General features: G+C 71.2%; 17 protein-coding genes. 10 read left to right on the forward strand and 7 right to left on the reverse strand.

The window, feature by feature from the left end:
* Positions 1–55 precede the first annotated feature (55 nt).
* The 3 genes from OG430_RS07005 to OG430_RS07015 are packed head-to-tail and all read left to right on the forward strand — an operon-like array spanning position 56 to position 3,462.
* On the forward strand, positions 56–1,096 hold the full coding sequence (locus OG430_RS07005; RefSeq protein ID WP_327351544.1) for an ABC transporter substrate-binding protein: 1,041 nt from the start codon (positions 56–58) through the stop codon (positions 1,094–1,096).
* A gap of 7 nt (positions 1,097–1,103) precedes the next feature.
* Positions 1,104–2,312 carry an LLM class flavin-dependent oxidoreductase gene (locus tag OG430_RS07010; RefSeq protein ID WP_327351545.1) on the forward strand — a complete coding sequence of 403 codons (1,209 nt, stop codon included), beginning with the start codon at positions 1,104–1,106 and terminating at the stop codon, positions 2,310–2,312.
* Between the two features lie 52 nt (positions 2,313–2,364).
* On the forward strand, positions 2,365–3,462 hold the full coding sequence (locus tag OG430_RS07015; RefSeq protein WP_327351546.1) for an NAD(P)-binding domain-containing protein: 1,098 nt from the start codon (positions 2,365–2,367) through the stop codon (positions 3,460–3,462).
* A 30-nt stretch (positions 3,463–3,492) separates the two neighbouring features.
* On the opposite strand, the gene mltG is transcribed toward OG430_RS07015, so the two are convergent.
* Complete coding sequence (gene mltG, locus OG430_RS07020) at positions 3,493–4,344, reverse strand: endolytic transglycosylase MltG (protein ID WP_327351547.1); 852 nt, start codon at positions 4,342–4,344, stop codon at positions 3,493–3,495.
* Between the two features lie 61 nt (positions 4,345–4,405).
* Positions 4,406–6,214: an ABC transporter ATP-binding protein gene (locus tag OG430_RS07025; protein ID WP_327351548.1), complete on the reverse strand. Its 1,809-nt coding sequence runs from the start codon at positions 6,212–6,214 to the stop codon at positions 4,406–4,408.
* Between the two features lie 121 nt (positions 6,215–6,335).
* On the opposite strand from OG430_RS07025, the gene OG430_RS07030 reads away from it, so the two are divergent.
* The gene (locus OG430_RS07030) at positions 6,336–6,857 is read left to right on the forward strand and encodes a MarR family winged helix-turn-helix transcriptional regulator (protein ID WP_327351549.1); all 522 of its coding nucleotides are present in this window, start codon (positions 6,336–6,338) and stop codon (positions 6,855–6,857) included.
* 44 nt (positions 6,858–6,901) lie between these two features.
* Positions 6,902–9,841 carry an FAD-binding and (Fe-S)-binding domain-containing protein gene (locus OG430_RS07035; RefSeq protein WP_327351550.1) on the forward strand — a complete coding sequence of 980 codons (2,940 nt, stop codon included), beginning with the start codon at positions 6,902–6,904 and terminating at the stop codon, positions 9,839–9,841.
* On the opposite strand, the gene OG430_RS07040 is transcribed toward OG430_RS07035, so the two are convergent.
* On the reverse strand, positions 9,787–10,080 hold the full coding sequence (locus tag OG430_RS07040; protein WP_442816441.1) for a DUF3817 domain-containing protein: 294 nt from the start codon (positions 10,078–10,080) through the stop codon (positions 9,787–9,789). The two genes, OG430_RS07035 and OG430_RS07040, sit on opposite strands and share 55 nt — an antisense overlap.
* Before the next feature lie 2 nt (positions 10,081–10,082).
* The gene (locus OG430_RS07045; protein WP_327351551.1) at positions 10,083–10,628 is read right to left on the reverse strand and encodes a hypothetical protein; all 546 of its coding nucleotides are present in this window, start codon (positions 10,626–10,628) and stop codon (positions 10,083–10,085) included.
* Positions 10,629–10,744: 116 nt separating this feature from the next.
* Here OG430_RS07045 and OG430_RS07050 point away from each other — a divergent pair, with 116 nt between their 5' ends.
* The 3 genes from OG430_RS07050 to OG430_RS07060 all read left to right on the forward strand — a co-directional run bounded on the left by OG430_RS07050 (position 10,745) and on the right by OG430_RS07060 (position 13,461).
* Complete coding sequence (locus OG430_RS07050) at positions 10,745–11,098, forward strand: PadR family transcriptional regulator (RefSeq protein WP_327351552.1); 354 nt, start codon at positions 10,745–10,747, stop codon at positions 11,096–11,098.
* Positions 11,095–11,805, forward strand: a complete 711-nt coding sequence (locus OG430_RS07055; RefSeq protein WP_327351553.1) for a permease prefix domain 1-containing protein — start codon at positions 11,095–11,097, stop codon at positions 11,803–11,805. The genes OG430_RS07050 and OG430_RS07055 overlap by 4 nt, the downstream gene beginning before the upstream one ends.
* A gap of 189 nt (positions 11,806–11,994) precedes the next feature.
* Positions 11,995–13,461, forward strand: coding sequence for a Gfo/Idh/MocA family protein (locus tag OG430_RS07060; RefSeq protein ID WP_327351554.1), 1,467 nt, complete (start codon positions 11,995–11,997; stop codon positions 13,459–13,461).
* Between the two features lie 90 nt (positions 13,462–13,551).
* Here OG430_RS07060 and OG430_RS07065 read toward each other — a convergent pair whose 3' ends face one another.
* Both OG430_RS07065 and OG430_RS07070 read right to left on the reverse strand, forming a co-directional pair.
* Positions 13,552–15,162 (reverse strand): peptide-N4-asparagine amidase, encoded by a 1,611-nt coding sequence (locus tag OG430_RS07065; protein WP_327351555.1) that lies wholly within the window; start codon positions 15,160–15,162, stop codon positions 13,552–13,554.
* Positions 15,163–15,235: 73 nt separating this feature from the next.
* Positions 15,236–15,982, reverse strand: a complete 747-nt coding sequence (locus OG430_RS07070) for a L,D-transpeptidase family protein (RefSeq protein ID WP_327351556.1) — start codon at positions 15,980–15,982, stop codon at positions 15,236–15,238.
* A gap of 209 nt (positions 15,983–16,191) precedes the next feature.
* On the opposite strand from OG430_RS07070, the gene OG430_RS07075 reads away from it, so the two are divergent.
* A complete protein-coding gene (locus tag OG430_RS07075) occupies positions 16,192–18,099 on the forward strand; it encodes an ABC transporter ATP-binding protein (protein ID WP_327351557.1) in 1,908 nt (635 codons plus the stop codon).
* A complete protein-coding gene (locus OG430_RS07080; protein WP_327351558.1) occupies positions 18,096–19,889 on the forward strand; it encodes an ABC transporter ATP-binding protein in 1,794 nt (597 codons plus the stop codon). The genes OG430_RS07075 and OG430_RS07080 overlap by 4 nt, the downstream gene beginning before the upstream one ends.
* A 13-nt stretch (positions 19,890–19,902) precedes the next feature.
* Here the strand turns inward: OG430_RS07080 and OG430_RS07085 are convergent, their stop codons facing one another.
* Positions 19,903–20,442 (reverse strand): HAD domain-containing protein, encoded by a 540-nt coding sequence (locus OG430_RS07085; RefSeq protein WP_327351559.1) that lies wholly within the window; start codon positions 20,440–20,442, stop codon positions 19,903–19,905.
* Positions 20,443–20,464 lie beyond the last annotated feature (22 nt).

The following is a 20,464-nucleotide window of genomic DNA, read 5'->3' on the forward strand; positions in this document are numbered from 1 at the left end:
CCCGCGCACACCGAACTCACACGTGCCACCACCTGCCCACAGATACGGACACACCATGCGACCACACCGTTTGCTCCCCGCCCTGCTCGCCCCGCTGACCCTGCTGCTCGCGGCCTGCGGCGGCTCCTCGTCGGCCCAGACCTCGGCGGGCGGTGCCGGTGACGGCGTCGACGGGAAGGGTTCGCTCACGCTCAACGTCGGGGACCAGAAGGGTGGTTCCGAGGCCGTGCTGCGTGCGGCCGGGGAGCTGAAGGACCTCGACTACAAGATCAAGTGGTCGACGTTCACGTCCGGGCCGCCGCTCCTGGAGGCGGTCAACGCCAAGGCCGTCGACATCGGCGCGGTCGGCAACACCCCGCCGGTGTTCGCGGCGGGCGCCGGGTCGAAGATCACGGTGGTGAGTGCGAGCCACGGCAACGCGGACGGCGAGGCGATCCTCGTCCCCGAGGACTCCTCGCTCAAGAAGCCCGCGCAGCTCAAGGGCAAGTCGGTGGCCGTGGCCCAGGGCAGTTCGGCGCACTACCAGCTGATCGCGGCCCTCAAGTCGGCGGGCCTGTCCATCAAGGACGTCAAGGTCAGCTATCTGCAGCCGGCCGATGCCCTGGCCGCGTTCAACAGCGGCAAGGTGGACGCCTGGGCGGTCTGGGACCCGTACACCTCGCAGGTGCTCGGCTCGAAGAAGGGCCGCGTGCTGATCGGCGGCGAGGGCCTGGTCAACGGCCTCAACTTCCAGGTGGCCGCGCCCAGCGCACTCGCGGACAAGGAGAAGTCCGCCGCGATCGAGGACTACCTGGCCCGCCTGCGCCGCGCGCAGGACTGGGTCTTCAAGCACCCGGACGCCTGGGCCAAGGTCTGGTCGAAGGAGACCGGTCTGCCGTACGACGTGGCGCTCGCCGCGGTGAAGCGCTCGAACGGTACGCGCGTTCCCGTCGCCGTCGACAAGGCGGCGATCGCCTCCGAGCAGAAGATCGCCGACACCTTCACCGCTCTGAAGCTCATCCCGCGCAAGGTGGACTTCGCCGACTTCGTCGACCCGCGCTTCAACGGCGATCTGCCGCCGTCCACCACCGAGGCCCGCAGCTACCAGGAGAAGTGAGGACGTCATGACGGTTCATCTGCACTGGTTCCTGCCGACCGGCGGCGACGGCCGCACCCTGGTCGACCGGCACGCCTACACCGACGGCGGCATCAAGCGCTCCCGGATCACCCCGGTCAGCGGGGTGCGCGCGCCCGACATCGAGTATCTGGCCCAAATCGCCAAGGCCGCCGAGCAGTTGGGCTTCGAGGCGGTCCTCACCCCGACCGGCACCTGGTGCGAGGACGCCTGGCTGACCACGGTCGCCCTCGCCCAGCACACCGAGCGCCTCAAGTTCCTGGTCGCGTTCCGGCCCGGCGTGATCTCCCCCGTACTCGCCGCGCAGATGGCGGCGACGTACCAGCGCATCACCCGCGGCCGGCTGCTCCTGAACGTCGTCACGGGCGGCGACTCCACCGAGCAGCGGCGCTTCGGCGACCACCTGGACCACGACCGCCGCTATGCCCGCACGGATGAGTTCCTGTCGGTCGTACGGGGGGTGTGGCGCGGCAAGCCGTACGACTTCGACGGCGAGCACTACCAGGTCGAGGGCGGCCTGACCGCGCTGCCGCCGGACCCGCTGCCGGAGATCTTCTTCGGCGGGTCCTCGGCCGCGGCGGGGCCGGTCGCGGCCCGGCACTCCGACGTCTATCTGACCTGGGGAGAGCCGCCGGAGCAGGTCAAACAGAAGATCGACTGGATCCGGGGTCTCGCCGAGGCCGAGGGCCGCACGGTCCGCTTCGGGATCCGGCTGCACACGATCTCGCGGGACTCCTCGGCCGAGGCCTGGGCGACCGCGAACCGGCTCCTGGACGACCTCGATCCCGACACGATCGCGGCCGCCCAGCAGGCACTCGGCAAGAGCGAGTCGGTGGGCCAGCAGCGGATGCTCGCCCTGCACGGCGGCTCGCGCGACAAGCTGGAGATCGCGCCCAACCTGTGGGCGGGCGTCGGCCTGGTGCGCGGCGGGGCGGGGACCGCCCTGGTGGGCAGCCATGGCGAGGTGGCCGACCGGATCGAGGAGTACCACGCGCTCGGCGTGGAGCACTTCGTCCTCTCCGGCTATCCGCACCTGGAGGAGGCGTACTGGTTCGGCGAGGGCGTCACTCCGGAGCTCGCCGCCCGGGGCCTGCTGCCGCACGCGCTCACCTCGCCGCTCGCCGGGGTTCCGGCCGCGAACGGGCGGCCCGCCTCGGCTCCGGGCGGGGCTCCGCTGCTGGTGGGAGGCGGTCGCTGAGCCTCCAGCGGCCTTCGGGAAGATCTCGCACCCCGATGAAGTTGGTAGAAGCATGAACAACATCGGGGTGCGGGACGCGGTACGCGAAGTCGAGGTCGTGGTGATCGGCGCCGGGCAGGCGGGCCTGTCCGCCGCCCACCATCTGCGCCGCACCGGCTACGAGCCCGACCGGGACTTCGTGGTCCTGGACCGCTCGCCGCGTCCGGGCGGAGCCTGGCAGTTCCGCTGGCCGTCACTGACGTACGGCCGCGTCCACGGCATGCACGCGCTACCCGGCATGGAGCTCACGGGCGCGGACGACACCCGGCCCTCGTCCGAGGTGATCGGCGAGTACTTCGCGTCCTACGAGGAGACCTTCGACCTGCACGTGCACCGGCCGGTCTCGGTACAGGCGGTACGGGAGGGCGAGGGCGGGCGACTGCTCGTCGAGTCCTCGGAAGGTACGTACGCCACCCGCGCCCTGATCAGCGCGACCGGCACCTGGGACCGGCCGTTCTGGCCGCGCTACCCCGGCCAGGAGACCTTCCGCGGGCGGCAGTTGCACACCGCGAACTACCCCGGGCCCGAAGAGTTCGCCGGGCAGCGCGTGGTGGTCGTGGGCGGTGGCGCCTCCGGCACCCAGCACCTGATGGAGATCGCGCCGTACGCGGCCTCGACCACCTGGGTCACCCGGCGCCCGCCCGTCTTCCGCGAGGGCCCCTTCGACGAGAACTGGGGGCGCTCGGCCGTCGCGATGGTCGAGGAGCGGGTACGTCAGGGACTGGTGCCGCGCAGCGTCGTCTCGGTCACCGGACTGCCGGTCAACGACGCGATCCGCGAGGCCCGCGCGAACGGCGTCCTGGACCGGCTGCCGATGTTCGACCGCATCACCCCGGACGGAGTGGAGTGGGACGACGGCCGCCGGGTCGCGGCGGACGTCATCCTCTGGGCGACCGGATTCCGGCCGGTGACCGGGCATCTGGCGCCGCTCGGGCTGCGCGAGCCCGGCGGGGGCATCCGCCTGGAAGGCACCCGCGTCGCGCTCGATCCACGGATCCACCTGGTCGGGTACGGGCCTTCGGCGTCGACCATCGGCGCGAACCGGGCGGGGCGGGCCGCGGTGAGCGAGATCCGCCGACTCCTCGCCGGGAAGCGTGAGTTGGTGGGCTGAGCCCGGTCGGCACGAATGGGCCGATCCAGTTCAGCGAGCCGCGTTCGCCTGCTCGCCCTTGCGGGCCTGTGCGCGGATCTGGTTGAACTCGGCGACGTTGCGCTGCTGTTCCGCGTAGTCGGCCGTGAAGCGGGTGTCGCCCGGCTTGACCGTCACGAAGTACAGCCAGTCCCCCGCCGGCGGACTGATCGCCGCCTTGACGGCGGCCTCGCCGGGGTTGGCGATGGGCGTGGGCGGCAGGCCCATGCGCTCGTACGTGTTGTAGGGGCTCTTGAGCTTGGTGTCGGCGGCCGTCGTGTCCAAGGTGGAGCGGTTCAGGGCGTAGTTGATGGTCGAGTCCATCTGCAGCGGCATGCCGCGGTCCAGGCGGTTGTAGACGACCCTGGCCACCTTGCCCATGTCCTTCTCGTTCTCCGCCTCGGCCTGCACGATGCTCGCGATGGTCACCGTCTGGTACACCGACACCGCGTTGCGGCCCGCGCCCGCGGCCACCTGGCCGGTGCCGAACTTCTGGTTGGCGGTGTTCACCATGTACGAGAGCACGGAGGCGGGCGTCGACTGCTTGCCGATCGGATACGTCGCCGGGAAGAGGTAGCCCTCCGGGTTGCCGGACGCCTCGCCCGGGAGCTTCAGGCCGACGGCGGCCTTCTTGGCGGTCCCGGGTGGCGCCCCGAGGGCCTTCTCGATGGCCGCGTACACCTGCCCGGCGCGCCAGCCCTCGGGAATCAGCAGGGACTCGGACTGCTTGTCGGCGTCGGACCCGCTTTGCAGCAGGGGCACCGCCACCGCGGCGCCGGCCGCGACGGCCCCGGTCAGGAGGAGCGCCGCCTTGCCGCGGCGGGTCAGCCGGATCTTGCCCCGGCGCGGTGACTTGTTCAGCATGCGGGCACGGTAACCCGCACCGCCCGTTAATTCCGGTACATCCGGAATGTCTTGAATATTGTCATCCCGCCGGCGCGAGTTGGGCGTCCCGGCGGACGAGCGCCGCGTACCGGCCGTCGGCGTCCATCAGCGCCTCGTGCGTGCCGCGTTCGGTGATCCGGCCGGTGTCGAGGACGACGATCTGGTCGGCGCCGCGGACCGTGGAGAGGCGGTGCGCGATGGTGATCGTGGTGCGGTTGGCGGACAGCGCGTCGATGGCCTGCTGCACGGCCTGTTCCGTCTGGTTGTCCAGGGCGCTGGTCGCCTCGTCGAGGATGAGGACGGGCGGGTCGCGCAGGATGGTGCGGGCGATCGCCAGGCGCTGCTTCTCACCGCCGGAGAAGCGGTGTCCGCGCTCGCCGACGACGGTGTCGTACCCGTCGGGCAGGCCCGCGATGTGGTCGTGGATCTGGGCCGCGCGGGCCGCCTCGTGGAGCTCCTCGTCGGAGGCGTCCGGCTTGGCGAAGCGCAGGTTGTCGGCGACCGAGGCGTGGAAGAGGTACGTCTCCTGGGAGACGACGCCGACCGCACGGGCCAAGGTGTCGAAGTCGAGGTCGCGTACGTCGACGCCGTCGATCGTGACGCGGCCGCCGGTGACGTCGTACAGCCGGGGCACCAGATAGCTGAGGGTCGACTTGCCTGAGCCGGTGGGGCCGACGACGGCGAGGCTGTTGCCCGCGGGGACGTCCACGTCGATGGCGTGCAGGATCGGGGCGCCCTCGGTGTCGTAGTGGAACTCGACCTTCTCCAGGCGGACTTCACCCTTGACCTTGTCGAGACGGACCGGCTCGTCCGGTTCGGTGATGTCGATCGGCAGGTCGAGGTACTCGAAGATGCGCTGGAACAACGCGAGCGAGGTCTGGATCTGTACGCCGGTGGAGAGCAGGCTGACCGTCGGCCGGAACAGGCCCTGCTGCAGCGAGACGAAGGCGACCAGGGTGCCGAGCGAGATGGCGGGGCCGCCCACGTGGAGGGCCATGCCCGCGGTCCAGTAGATGAAGGCCGGCATGGCGGCCATGACGATGCCGATGACCGACATCCGCCAGCGCCCTGCCATGTTGGAGCGGACTTCGAGGTCGATGAGGCGCTCGGACTCGTCCGAGAAGGACTTGGTCAGGGAGTCGGAGCGGCCCATGGTGCGGCCGAGCAGGATGCCGCTCACCGACAGCGACTCGGTGACCGTGGCGGCCATCGTGGCCATCTGCTTCTGGCGCTGCGTGGCGATCTTCTTGCGCTCGCGGCCGACCTTGCGGCTGATCCACACGAAGACGGGGAGCAGCAGCAGCGACACGACGGTCAGGCGCCAGTCCAGGGCGAGCATGGCGACGACGGTCGCCACGACGCTGGTGAGGTTCGAGACCAGCGAGGTCGCGGTGGAGGTCACGGTCGCCTGCATGCCGCCGATGTCGTTGGCGATGCGGGACTGGACCTCGCCGGTGCGGGTCCGGGTGAAGAAGGCGAGCGACATGCGCTGCAGCCGGTCGTACACGGCGGTGCGCAGGTCGTGCATGACGCGCTGGCCGACGGTCGTCGAGATCAGGGTCTGCAGGACGCCGAAGACGCTGGTCAGGACCGCGCTGGCGATCATGCCGAGGGCGAGCAGGGTGAGCAGTCCGGTGCGGCCCTCGGGGATCGCGGTGTCCAGCGTCTCCTTGAGCAGGAACGGGGTGGCGACACCGACGAGCGACGAGGCCGCGACGAGCAGACCGACAACGGTCAGACGGGCGCGGTAGGGGCGGAAGAGACGCAGGATCCGGCGCACCTCGCGGGGCGGCTCGGGATCGGCCGGATTCTTGGCGGGTGGGGTCCACCCGGGTTCTCGGGGATGCAATGGGCCTCCTGGACGGCCGGGCCGAAGCGCCGGGCCTGGGTGTGAGAACTCTATGACCTGAGGAGCATAGCTCATTGTTACCTATATTCACAATGAGCGTAGTCCTGCTAGTCTCGGAGCCATGACCTCGCCCGACGCCCGCACCGTTGCTGCGGACGGCCACGCCCCTGCTCAGGACACGGGCGGCCACACCCGAGCCCGCGCCTCCGACGCGGGTGACGCGGACGGCCTGCTGGCCGAGCAGCTGCTCAGGCTCACCCGCAGGCTGCATCGCATCCAGAAGCGACACCTCGAACCGGTCGGCATCACGCCCGCCCAGTCCCGGCTGCTTCGCACCCTCGCCCACTTCGACGCACCGCCGCGCATGGCCGATCTGGCGCAGCGCCTGGAGGTGGTGCCGCGCGCGGTGACGACGCTGGTGGACGGCCTGGAGGGCGCCGACTGCGTGCGTCGCGCACCCGACCCGGCCAACCGCCGGGTGATCCGGATCGAGCTCACCGATGAGGGCCGCAAGGTGCTCGGTTCGCTGCGCAGCGCGCGCCGGGCCGCCGCAGAGGACATCCTGGCTCCATTGACCGCCGGACAACGCAGTGCGCTCGGCGGTCTGCTGTCCGCGCTGCTCGACGATCCCGGGCGGTGCTGAGACGGCACAAGCGGTAGCGGAAGACGACGCCGGAGGAGTCCGCCATGCCCCTGCTGGAGCCGAACCCCGACCGCCTGCGCCCCGAACCGGGCCGGGCCGCCCCGTCACCCGACCGGGTGCAGGACCGGCAGGCGCAGGGGACTCCGGAGCCGCTGCGCGGCGAGCTGATCGCACTGCTCGGCGAGGAGAAGGTGCTCAGCAAGGTCTCGGACCTGGTGCGGTACGCCTCCGACGCCAGCCCCTACCGCTTCCTGCCGCAGGTCGTCGTGGTTGCCGAGGACATCGACGACGTCTCGGCGATCCTGTCGTACGCGCACGGGAAGGGCCGCGAAGTCGTCTTCCGCGCGGCCGGCACCAGCCTGAACGGGCAGGCACAGGGCGAGGACATCCTGGTCGACGTGCGCAAGCACTGGGCGGGCGTCGAGGTGCTCGGCGACGGCGCGCAGGCCCGCATCGGCCCCGGCACCACGGTGGTGCGGGCCAATGCGACGCTGTCCCGGTACGGCCGGGTGCTCGGCCCCGACCCGGCGAGCGCGATCGCCTGCACGCTCGGCGGGGTCGTCGCCAACAACGCCTCCGGGATGACGGCGGGCACGACCCGCAACTCCTACCGGACACTCGCCTCGCTCACCTTCGTCCTGCCGTCGGGCACGGTCGTCGACACCGGCGAGGACGCTGCCGACGAACAGCTCGCGCACGCCGAACCGGCGCTCTGCGAGGGCCTGTTGGCCATCAAGCGGGAGATCGAGGCGGACCCGGATCTCGTCGCCCGGATCCGCGCCAAGTACGAGATCAAGAACACCAACGGCTATCGCCTCGACGCCTATCTCGACGGCTCGACCCCGGCGGAGATCCTGCGCGGCCTGATGGTCGGCTCGGAGGGCACCTTCGGCTTCATCTCCGAGGTCGTCTTCGACACACTGCCGCTCGACCGGCAGGTGTCCTCGGCGCTGTTGTTCTTCCCCTCGCTGCCGGCGGCGGCTGCCGCGGTGCCGCTGTTCAACGAGGCCGGCGCGATCGCCGTCGAGCTGATGGACGGCAACACCCTGCGCGCCTCGGTCAGCGTCCAAGGCGTGCCCGCCGACTGGGCGGAGCTGCCGAAAGGGACGACGGCACTGCTCGTGGAGTTCCGGGCGCCGGACGAGGCGGGGCAGGCGGCGTACGAGGGGGCCGCGGCCCGCGCCCTCGAAGGGCTCGAACTGGTCAAGCCGGTCGTGTCGGTGACCAATGAGTTCACCCGGGACGCCAAGACGATCGGCGGGTACTGGAAGGCACGTAAGGCATTCGTGACGGCGGTGGGCGGGTCGCGGCCCGCCGGCACGACGCTGATCACCGAGGACTTCGCGGTGCCGCCCTCACAACTGGCCGACGCCTGCTCCCAGTTGCTGGAGCTGCAGACCCGGCACGGGTTCGACGCGGCCGTCGCGGGGCATGCCGCGCACGGCAATCTGCACTTCCTGCTCGCCTTCGACGCGAGCAAGGAGGCGGACGTCGGGCGCTATGCCGCGTTCATGGACGACTTCTGCCGCCTCACCGTCGAGCGCTTCGACGGCTCGCTCAAGGCCGAGCACGCCACGGGCCGCAACATCGCGCCGTTCCTGGAGCTGGAGTGGGGCCCGAAGGCGACCGAGTTGATGTGGCGCACGAAGCAGGTCATCGACCCCGACGGGGTGCTCGCCCCGCGAATCGTCCTGGACCGCGACCCCAAGGCGCATCTGCGCGGCCTGAAGACCATCCCGAAGGTCGAGGCGATCGCCGACCCGTGCATCGAGTGCGGCTTCTGCGAACCGACCTGCCCCAGCCACGACTTGACCACCTCGCCACGTCAGCGGATCGTGCTGCGCCGCGAGGTGATGCGGCAGGCCGCGGACTCCCCCGTCGAGGACAAGCTGCTCGAGGCGTACGGATATGACGCCGTGGACACCTGCGCAGGCGACTCGACCTGCAAGCTGGCCTGCCCCGTCGGCATCGACACCGGCATGATGATGAAGGACTTCCGGCACGCCCGGCACACGCCGCGCGAGGAGCGGATCGCGGCCCTCGCGGCGAAGAACTTCAAGGCGGTGGAGGTCTCGGCCCGGCTCGCGGTGGCCGCCGCCGACAAGATCAGCGACCGGTTGCTCACGGCCGTGACGCGTACCGCCCGCAAGGCAGTACGCCCCGACCTGGTCCCCGAGTGGCTGCCCCAGATCCCGGGCGCGGCCGCCCGCAGGCTGCCCACCACCTCACGGGTCGGAGCGAGCGCCGTGTACTACCCGGCGTGCGTCAACCGCATCTTCGGCGGGCCCGAGGCGAAGGGCGGGCCCTCGCTCGCGCAGGCCGTCGTCGCGGTGTCGGCGCGGGCGGGAAAGCCGGTGTGGATCCCCGGTGACGTGGCCGGCACCTGCTGCGCCACCATCTGGCACTCCAAGGGGTACTGGGACGGCAACAAGGTCATGGCCAACCGCATCGTCGAGGCGGCCTGGGGCTGGACGGCGGGCGGGCGGCTGCCGCTCGTGGTGGACGCCTCCTCGTGCACGCTCGGCATCGCGGACGAGATCGTGCCGTATCTGACCGACGCCAACCGCGAGTTGCACGCCGAACTCGCCATCGTGGACTCCCTGGTGTGGGCCGCCGAGGAGCTGCTGCCGCAGCTGACCGTCCTGCGCAAGGTCGGCTCGGCCGTCGTGCACACCACCTGCTCCATGCGCCACCTCGGCGACGGCCCGCAGCTGCGCGCGGTCGCCGAGGCCTGCGCCGAAGAGGTGGTCACCCCCGACGACGAGGCCTGCTGCGGCTTCGCCGGCGACCGGGGCATGCTGCACAAGGAGCTCACCGAATCGGCCACGGCCCGCGAGGCCGCCGAGGTCACCTCGCGGCACTACGACGCCCATCTGTCGGCCAACCGGATGTGCGAGGTCGGCATGGACCATGCGACGGGGCGCAGTTACTACTCCGTGCTGATCGAACTCGAGCGGGCGACGCGGCCCGCGTCGCGGAGTTGAGTGATCCGCCGCAGGGCCAGCAGTCCGCCGGCTCCGGGGATGAGGGCTCGCCATCGGGCTCCCGACGAGGCGCCCGCAGGAATCATCCAAGTGGTCGCGATGACGACGAGGTAGGCGCTGCCGTGCAGCGGGCCGCAGAGCGAGGAGATCGCCTGTACGTGTGCGGTGAGCAGGTTGGCAAGGAGGGCCAGCAGCGACACTGCCTCCACGTGGGCTGCGATCCGCAGCGTGCGCACCATGGTCAGGCACCCGTGGTGGAGCCGGGGCGGACGATCATCAGGACGACCACGGCCGCCCAGAGCACGTTGAAGATGCCGGTGAGCATCGTCAGGCGGGACGCGGTGGGACGCGCCGTCTCCCGGGGCGGCGCGTCCTCGGACAAGCTCCCGGACGAGCTCTCCGCCAGGGCGAGCAGGCGCTGCTGGCCGGGCAGGATGGCCAGGGCCAGCAGGGCCGCGGCGATCGTGGTCAGGGCGAGCGAGGCGATCAGCCAGGCGTCGGTGAGGACGCCGAGTTGGGCGCCGGTGGCGATGCCGAACACCGGCACGGCGAGACCGGCGAGCGCGTAACCGCGGCAGACCCGGTGCAGCAGTGCGGCGATCCCGGCGGCGCGGCCGTCCGGCCCCTGACCTCCTGCCTCCCCCTGGCCTTCCGCCTCCCCCTCCCCTTCCCCTTCGATGCCGACTGCCTGGAGCGCATAGCGCGGGAACATCGAGGCGGCCACGGTGATCGATCCGACCGCCAGGATCGCGACGAGGACATGTACGGACAACAACAGCTTGGTCACTGCGGGGACCTCCGGGTCCGAGCACAAATATGTTGGCTGCCAATACATACACTGCCTACATGATTTTTGGGTAGGCGGCCTACATATCGCGGCGGATTTGGGTAGGCTGCCGACCCATGAAGCCGGATGCGGTGCGAGGGCACCTGGATGGACTGCTGCTTGCCGTACTGGAGCCGGGTCCGCTGCACGGGTACGCGATCATCGCCGCGGTACAGGAGCGCAGCGGGGGCGCGCTCGAACTGCGTACGGGCACGATCTACCCGGCCCTGCAGCGACTCGAGCGGCTCGGACTGCTGAGCAGCAGCTGGGAGTCGACCGGCGAACGGCGCCGGCGGTGCTACGCGCTGACCGAGGCCGGTCAGCGCACCCTGGCCGGCGAGCGGACGGCGTGGAGCGAGTTCACCGCCGCGATCGGCTCGGTCCTGAACCCCGCAGCGCCGCCCAACACCTCGGCAGGGCTTGCCACATGAGCGACGCCGGCCCGACCAGCGGCTCACACACCGACCCGATCGCGGACCATGTGGCGGCCCTCGATGCCGCCCTGCACGGACCGGCCCGGGCCAAGGCCAGGATGATCGACGAGATTCGCGACGGCCTCACGGACACGGCGGCGGCGTACACCGACGACGGGCTGCCCCACGAGCAGGCCGCGCACCTCGCGGTGCGGGAGTTCGGCACGGTCGAGGAGCTCGTGCCCAGCTGCCAGGGCGAACTGACCGTCGCGCAGGCCCGGCACACCGCACGGGCCGTCGTGCTGACCGCGCCCTTCCTGATCGCCTGCTGGTATCTGTCCTGGACGGTCGAGCACGGCCAGGCGTGGCAACTGCCGCGCACCGCTCAGCTGTTGGCCGTGCATCTCGCCGGCGTCGCGACCGTCGCCGCGCTGCTCGCCGCGGCGACGCTGGCCGCCACCGGTACCCTCGCCCGCCGGCTTCCCACGCCCGACCGGCTGCCGCTGGTGGTCGGCTGGGCGGGCACCACGGCCAGTGTCTCCATGGCGGTCACGACGCTCGCGCTCGCCACCGCCGCCGCGCTCGCCACGAGTTGGCCGCTGCTCGCCCTGGCCGGCGCACTCGCGGCCGCCTCGCACGCCTCGGTGGCCGGTTCGGCCCGCGCCTGCCGTCGCTGCGCCGGGCTGCCCCTCGCGCGGCCCGCCCTCGCCGGGGTGCGCGGCTGACGCGACCACCGGTCACGCAGGCGGCACTCCGGCTCGGCGAGACACCCGACCTTTGGGCACGCAGTGCCGCTTGATCGCGCGGTGCGGGAAAGTCCAACTCTCTGGCCACTTCGGCCTCTTGCGTACCGCTGATCGCACCGTCAGGGTGGCTTCCGCCGTTGCTCAACCGCCCCCATAGACGGAGGTCCGATGCACGACGAGAACGCCACCCCACTGCCCGACGAGTCCGCCGCGACCACCCCCGAAACCTCCACGTCATCCGACCCTTCCCGTAGGTCGGTGCTCCGCACCGCCTCGATCGCCGGTGCCGCCGGGCTCGGCATCGGCGCCCTCGGCAGCGGTACGGCGAGCGCGGCGCCCGAGCAGAGCGCGGCCACGGCCGCTCAGGCCGCTCAGGCGCCGGCCCGGCAGGGCGAGACCATGATCGGCGTACCGTTCGAGAAGCGCAGCACGGTGCGGGTCGGGATCGTCGGCCTAGGCAATCGCGGCGGCAGCATGATCGACCTCTTTCTCGCCCAGCCGCAGGTCAAGGTCGTGGCCCTCTGCGACCCGGTCAAGGACAAGACGGCCGCGGCCGCCAAGAAGGTCACGGACGCGGGCCAGCCCGCCCCGGCGACGTACACCAAGGGCGAGCACGACTTCGAGAACCTGTGCAAGCGCACCGACATCGACTTCGTGTACGTCGCCACGCCCTGGGACTGGCACTTCGAGATGGCCAAGACGGCGATGCTGAACGGGAAGCACGTCGGCGTGGAGTGTCCGATCGCGCTGCAGCTGGACCAGCTGTGGGAGCTGGTCGATCTGTCCGAGCGCACCCGCAGACACTGCATGCAGCTGGAGAACTGCTGCTACGGCAAGAACGAGATGCGGGTCCTGCGCATGGCGCACGCCGGGCTCTTCGGCGATTTGCTGCACGGCGCGGGCGCGTACAACCACGATCTGCGCGGCCTGATGTTCGACCCCGACTACTACGAAGGTCCGTGGCGGCGCCTGTGGCACACCCGGCTGCGCGGTGACCTGTACCCCAACCACGGGTTCGGGCCGGTCTCCAACTACATGGACATCAACCGCGGCGACCGCGTCACCCACATATCCAGCTACGGCACCCCGGCGCTCGGCCTCGCCGCGTACCGCAAGGCCAACATGCCGCCCGGTGACCCGAGTTGGAAGGAGACCTACATCGAGAGCGACCGGACGATCAGTCTGGTCCAGACGGCGAAGGGCCGCGTCATCCGGCTCGAGCACGATGTGTCGACGCCGCACCCCTACAGCCGGATCAACAACCTCGGCGGCACCAAGGGCGTGTTCGAGGACTACCCGGCGCGCATCTACCTGGAGCCGGACCACAGCGACGACGCCTGGCACGACTTCGGCGGGTACGCCGACTGGGACCACTGGCTGTGGAAGGAGCACGCCAACCCGCCCGGCGGACACGGCGGCATGGACTACATGCTGGTGTTCCGGCTGATGCAGTGCATGCAGCTCGGCCTGGTGCCGGACTTCGACGTGTACGACGCGGTGACCTGGACGGCGCCGGTGCCGCTGAGCCATCTGTCGATCAAGGCGAACGGTGCGCCGCAGCCGATTCCGGACTTCACGCGCGGGCTGTGGAAGAAGACACGGCCGGGGATGGACTCGGAGAAGCCCAAGGCCTAGTGGGGTGACGCCACTTGGGGCCGGACCACACAGGTGCATGTGTGGTCCGGCCCCATGCGGTCCGGCCCCAAGTGGCTGGGAACCACGCGGTCAGCAGCGCAGCCGGTTCTCCGTCAGGATTCCCTGCTCGGTGGCGAGGGTGCGGTCGTAACAGCCCGTGTCGCCCGTCAGCCGGTAGCGCTCGCGGGAAGTGCCGACGGCGTGCCGCTGGTCGCGGGGCACGTTCGCGGTGTAGGTGGCGTCGCCGGAGTAACTGTCGTCCAGGTACGCCCAGTTGAGGCGTCGCCCGCCTTGATGCGTGACCGTCTTCTCGCGGTCGCCGAGGTCGATGGCGGTGCGCAGCCGGTCGCCCGCGCCGAGCGTCGTGGTGCCGTCCATGGTGTACGTACGTTGGGTGCGGGTCGTCGTGGCGGGACCGCGCCCGTCCCGGACGACCGTCTCGTGGTCGGTCCAGGTGCCGTCCAGTGCGTCCATCGCCTCGCCCTCGGTCCAGCGGTGCACGGAGGTGGCGGTGAGCTCACGCGTGACGGTGGTGGTGACCCGGCCGTGCGAGGTGTCGAGGTAGCCGGCGGTGGTGAGCCGGTGGCCGCCCTCGGTGACGACGCGGTGTTCCGAACCGGGCGTGTGCTTGGACGAGTTGGCAGTTTCGCCGACCTTGTGCCCGGTCAGTCTGCCGGTGACCTGCTCGGCGCCGTGGTCCTGCCAGACCAGCACATTGACCGGGGTGCTCCAGCCGGTCTGACCCTCAGGGACGCCGACGACGGAGACGTCGACGCGGTGCGCGCGACCGTCGTTCAGGAGGCCCGCGAAGGGGGTGAGGTCGTAGGTGATCGGCTTGATGTCGAAGGCGCGCGGGCCGGGGATCACGTACCAGAGAAAGGGGTTGGACCAGCCGCCGGTCCACACCGTCGGGAACGGCGCGGCGATCCCCGCGAGCTTCCCGTCGACGCTGATCTGCACCTCCCGGTAGGGGCCGTCCGGGGTCTTGCACGAGTAGGGTGCGGGGTCCGGCACGGACAGGTACCAGTACTCCTCGCAGCCGCCGCCCGAGCCGGTGGCGTAGACCTCGGCGACGATGCGCTCGCTGTTGCGCGGGGTGGTCAACTTGCCGTCGTCGAGGGTCAGTACGCGATCGGGAGTCTTCGCGGGCTTGGCTCGGCCTTCGGCGGCGTAGAAGGTCAGCGTCGCCTTGACGTCGATGATGCCGGTGTAGGTGTCGTTGACGACGTTGCCGATCAGCATCTCGACCCGCTGGTCGGAGCGCAGGGTGTCGGCGTAGCGCGTGACGTCCTTCTCGACCTGCCAGGCGATGCCGTCCGGCGAGGGCTGCGGCGTCGACGTACGCAAGACTTCGACCCCGCCGATGTGCAGATAGCCGAGGCGGTCGTACTGCCGCCCCTTGACCTTGCCTTCGAGGCGCAGGACGACCTTGCTCCAGTTGTCGCCGCAGCCCTTCGGCGGTGCGTACGCGCCCTGATAAGGCGTGAAGTCCTTGAACTGGGCCTCGGCGACGGTCACTTGGCAGGACTTGGCGTCCGGCTTCGGTATCGGGGGTGCGGCGGTGAGCGGGTCGTGCCAGTCCGTGCCGAACTCCGCCGGCACTTCGTCGGCCGCCTGTGCGGCGGCGGCCGGGCCGAGCAACGTGCCTGCGGCCAGGGCGAATCCCGCGCACAGGGACGGGAGGGTCCTTCGTCGTCTCATGGGACAGGAGTGAAGCGTGAGACGGGGGCGTGCGCCAGAGGGCGAAGCCCGGGTGAGCGCCGGTGAGCGCCGCTCAGGCGCCGAGATTCGCCTTGTCGCCCATCACGATCACCGGGTGCTGCTTCGGGTCGAGGGTGCGCAGGAGGTACGTCATCGCCTGCTTGGACACGCTCACACAGCCCGAGGTGCCGCTGCCGTGGTCCATGTGCAGCCAGATGTAGCCGCCCTTGGACTGGCCCTGGGGGCGGGTGGGGTCGTTGGGCGAGGTGCCCTTGGCGCGGTTGTAGTCGATGGCGACGACCAGGTCGAAGTCGTGCCAGTGGGACTTGGGCCAGGAACGGGACGCCTGGAAGGCCGAGGACTGGGTGTACGGCAGCTTCGCGCCGGGGTCGGCGAGGACGCCGCCCGCGTCGGACAGCGTGAAGACGCCCACGGGGCTGCGCTTGTCGCCCTCGCGGTGGTCGGTGGTCCAGCCCTTCTTGCCGTTGTGGGCGGGCCAGCTGCGGGTGCGGTCCCAGGTGGCGCCGTCCTTGGTGTAGAGGGCCACGGTGGCGTCCGCGGAGTCCTTGCCCGCGCCCTGGACGGCGACGACCTGGCGGGCGTTATCCGGGATCTGCCGCTGCAGACGGTCACCCACCTCGGGGATGCGCTTGAGGTCGGTGGTGGGCGGCGCGGCGTTCCCGGCGGCCTTCTTGTTGTCGGAGCCCGGGCCGCTGGACGAGCTGCCGTCGGCGGAGCTCCCGCAGGAGGTGAGCAGCGTCAGGCATGCCGCCGCCGCGAGTGCCGTACGTGCCGTGTGTGCCCGTCCCCATATGCGCATACGTGCCATCGTCGCACCCCGCCCCGGGACGGCCGCGGCGCCCCCTGCGGGTACGGCGGAAGAAGGCCCGTTCTTTGCCCGCGGCCGGAAAATCGTTTGCTTCGGGCCTCGTCGGAGCGTCAGCCTTGCACGGCTTCCGCTTTCCGTTTCCCCCACGTTCCGGGCCCCGACGCGCGGCCCCGTCGTCCACCCCCTGCCTTTGGGATGTCATGCAGATCAGTCACCTTCCGTATCCGGATCCGGGTGTGCCCGACGCACGCTCGGGTCCCCGATTCCTGCTGTGGCTCGGGCGGAACCAGCTGGCCGGTCAGCTGAAGTCACTGGCGTGGGGTCTGCTGCACTTCACCTCCGTGATGGCCCTGCCGTACGGCGTCGGCCTCGCGGTGCAGGCCGTGGTGGACCGCTCCGGGGTGCGGCTCGCGCTCGCCGGTGGACTGCTTGCCGTGACCGGTGTGGCCATCGCCTGCGGCGAGGTCATGCTGCACCGTACGGCCGTCACCAACTGGATCACCTCGGCGGCCCGGGTGCAGCAGCTGCTCGCCCGCAAGACGGCCCAGCTGGGGGCCGCCCTCACCCGCCGCGTCGCCGCTGGTGAAGTGGTGGCCGTATCAACAGGTGACGTAGAGAAAATTGGATGGTTCGTAGAGGCGCTCTCCCGGTTCACGGCGGCGGCCGTCACCGTCGTCGTGGTCTGTGTGAGCCTCCTCGTGTACGCGCCGGAGCTCGGCCTGGTCGTCGCGGTGGGCGTGCCCGTCGTGGCGCTCGGCGTGCTGCCGCTGCTGCCGCGCGCCACCAAGCTCGCCGACGTGCAGCGCGAAAAGGCGGGCAAGGCAACCGAGTTGGCGTCCGACACGGTGGCCGGGTTGCGGGTGCTGCGCGGCATCGGCGGCGAGGAGCTGTTCCTCAGCCGCTACCGGAGCGCCTCCCAGGAGGTCCGCAAGGCGGCCGTGCGCAACGCCAGGATGTGGTCGCTCATCAGCGCCGTCCAGATCCTGCTGCCCGGCCTGATGCTCATCGCGGTGGTCGGCTACGGACTGGGGCTCGTGCGGGACGGCCGCATCGAGGTCGGTGAACTGGTCACGGTCTACAGCGCGGTGATGCTCCTGACGTATCCGCTGCGCCACTTCGAGGAGATCGCCATGGCGTACTCCTTCTCCCGCCCGTCGGCACGGCGCGCGGCTCGGGTCCTTTCGCTGGAGCGGGTCTCGTACGCGGACGGGGACGAGCGCGGTGCGGACGTCGGGGCCGACTCCGTCGACGTACCGGAAAAGGGTCTCGCACAGGTACCGGCAGGGGGTCTGTCCGGCGATCTGTACGACCCGGCGACCGGGCTGCTCGCGCCGAGCGGGCGGCTGACCGCCGTGGTGTGCGGCGACCCGGACGAGGCGGGGCGGCTCGCGGAGCGGCTCGGCGGGCATGCGGCGCTGGAGGAGCGGACGGCGTCCGTTCTGCTCGGGGGCGTTGCCCTCGACGAAGTGCCGCTGGACGCCGCGCGCGGCGCGGTGCTCGTGCAGGACAAGGACCCGGTGCTGCTCTCCGGGACCCTGACGGAGCTTCTCGACGTGCCCGCTTCGGGGCAGGTGACGGCCGAGGACGCGCTGTCCGCCGCCGAGTGCGCGGATGTGCTCGAGGCGCTGGCGCAGGCGTCCGTGGACGACGATCCGATGGCGGCGCCGATCACGGAGCGGGGCCGGTCGCTCTCCGGCGGTCAGCGCCAACGGCTCGCCCTGGCACGGTCGTTGGTCACCGACCCCGAGGTCCTGGTGCTCGACGAGCCCACGTCCGCCGTCGACTCGCACACGGAGGCGCGGATCGCCGAGGGGCTGCGGGCGCTGCGGAAGGGACGTACGACCGTCGTCCTCACGTCCTCGCCGCTGCTGCTCGACCGGGCCGAACGCGTCGTCCTCGTGACCGAGGGCGAGGTCGTCGCGGTGGGCGTGCACCGGGAGTTGGTGCACACCGACCCGCGCTACCGGGCCGTGGTCACCCGCGAGACGGACGAGGAGCAGGCAGAACACGCAGAGCACGTGGAGCACGCACCACAACAGACCAAGGCTGAACAGGGCTCCTTCGTGGGCGAGTTCGGCTCCGCCTACGACATCGAGGAGACGGCATGATCGGCCTGGCGCCGCCGGAGTACGATCCGGCGGCCCCTCGTACCGCCACCACCCTGCCGGTGGGCGGGCCCGCGACCGTGCGCGCCTATGTGCGCGAACTGCTGCGCCGCCACCGCAAGGCGTTCGCGCTGCTCGTCGCCGTGAACGCGGTCGCGGTCATCGCTTCGATGGTCGGCCCCTGGTTGCTCGGGTCGCTCATCGAGAAGGCGTCGACGGCATCCGAGGGTGCCGCGGCGGATCTCCATCTGACGCGTACGGTCGCGGTGTTCGCGGGTGCGCTCGTGGTGCAGGCCCTGTTCGTGCGACTGGTACGGCTGCGTGGCGCGATGCTCGGCGAGCGGATGCTGGCCGACCTGCGCGAGGACTTCCTGATCCGGTCGGTGGGGCTGCCCCCGGGCGTCCTGGAACGGGCCGGCACCGGTGACCTGCTCTCCCGGATCACGACCGACATCGACCGTCTGGCGAACGCCATGCGGGAGGCCGTGCCGCAGCTGACGATCGGCGTGGTGTGGATCGCGCTGCTCCTCGGCGGGCTCGTGGTGACCGCGCCGCCGCTGGCGCCCGCGGTGCTGCTCGCGGTGCCGCTGCTTGTGGTCGGCTGCCGCTGGTACTTCAAGCGGGCGCCGTCCGCGTACCGTTCGGAGGCCGCCGGGTACGCGGCCGTGGCCGCCGCGCTCACCGAGACGGTGGACGCGGGGCGGACGGTGGAGGCCCACCGGCTCGGCGAGCGGCGCATCGCGCTGTCCGACCAGCGGGTAAAGGAGTGGACGGCGTGGGAACGCTACACGCTGTGGCTGCGGTCCGTGCTCTTCCCGGTCATCAACTTCACGCATGTGACCGTGCTCGGCTCGGTCCTGATGGTCGGCGGCGTCTTCGTGCTGCAGGGCTGGATCGGGGTCGGGCAGCTGACCACGGGTGCCTTGCTCGCGCAGATGATGGTCGACCCGGTCGGTCTCATTCTGCGCTGGTACGACGAACTCCAGGTCGCCCAGGTCTCGTTGGGCCGCCTGGTCGGTGTGCGGGAGATCGAGCCGGGCGAGGGCGACGCCTCGCTCGCGCCCGAGGGGCGCCAGGTCGACGCCGACAAGGTGAACTTCGGGTACCGGCCGGGTGTGGACGTGCTGCGCGAGGTGTCGCTCAAGGTGGCGCCGGGCAGCCGGGTCGCGCTGGTCGGGCCTTCCGGCGCGGGCAAGTCGACGCTCGGGCGGCTGCTCGCCGGGATCTACGCACCGCGCACCGGGTCGGTCAGCCTCGGCCGGGCCGAACTGTCACAGATGCCGCCGGAGCGGGTGCGTGAGCATGTGGCGCTGGTCAACCAGGAGCATCACGTGTTCGTGGGCTCCCTGCGCGACAACCTGCTGCTCGCCCGCTCGGGCGCCGAGGACGCCGAACTCTGGGCGGCGCTCGGGGCGGTGGACGCGGACGGCTGGGCGCGGGCCCTGGACGAGGGGCTCGACACCGAGGTCGGCTCGGGCGGGCTCGCGCTGACTCCGGCGCAGGCGCAGCAGATCGCGCTGGCCCGCCTTGTCCTCGCGGACCCGCACACGCTGGTCCTGGACGAGGCGACATCGCTCCTCGACCCCCGGGCGGCCCGCCACCTGGAGCGCTCGCTCGCGCGGGTCCTCGAAGGACGGACCGTGGTGGCCATCGCCCACCGCCTGCACACCGCGCACGACGCGGATGTGATCGCGGTGGTGGAGCGGGGGCGGATCGCCGAGCTGGGCAGCCATGACGAGTTGGTGGCGGCGGACGGGGCGTATGCGGCGCTCTGGAGGTCTTGGCACGGGTGAGGCGTGCGCCGCCTCAGTGGTTGGCGTGCAGCCAGGCGTCGAGCGCCGCGAAGTCGGCGTCCGTGAGCCCGAAGCACGGGTCCACGCGGTGCAGCAGGGCACGGCCCGGGTGATGCTCGGCCACCCAGGCCCGGTCGGCGTCGCTGATCTCGTCGTCGACCCAGGCGAAGGTGCGGCCCGCTGCCCGGTGGACGAGGGGTCGGGTCTTCCAGTGGAGCCCGGCCCGCTCGTCCGCCCGGGTCGGCTCGGGCCAGTCCAGGACCGGCAACGCCGGCAGGCCCAGCCTGGGCGCGACGCAGTCGTTCGCGTCGGCCATCCAGGTCGTGGCCCACACCAGGTCGCAGGGCAGGGCGGCCAGCCGGGAGCCGTGCTTCGGATTGATCCTGGCGAGCAGTGGGTTCGCTGCGGAGTCGTCGCCCGCATGCCCATCCGCGTCGACGTCCGTCGCGTACGTCGGGTATCCGTCCGGCAGTTGACGGGAAGTGGCCCCGAACGGAATCAGCGGCCCGTCCACATCCAGGAAGAGCACCGGACGGTGCGCGGCGTCGGTCATGGCAGCACGATAGACGGACGCC

Origin of the sequence: Streptomyces sp. NBC_01304, assembly GCF_035975855.1 — a bacterium.
Lineage (GTDB): Bacteria > Actinomycetota > Actinomycetes > Streptomycetales > Streptomycetaceae > Streptomyces.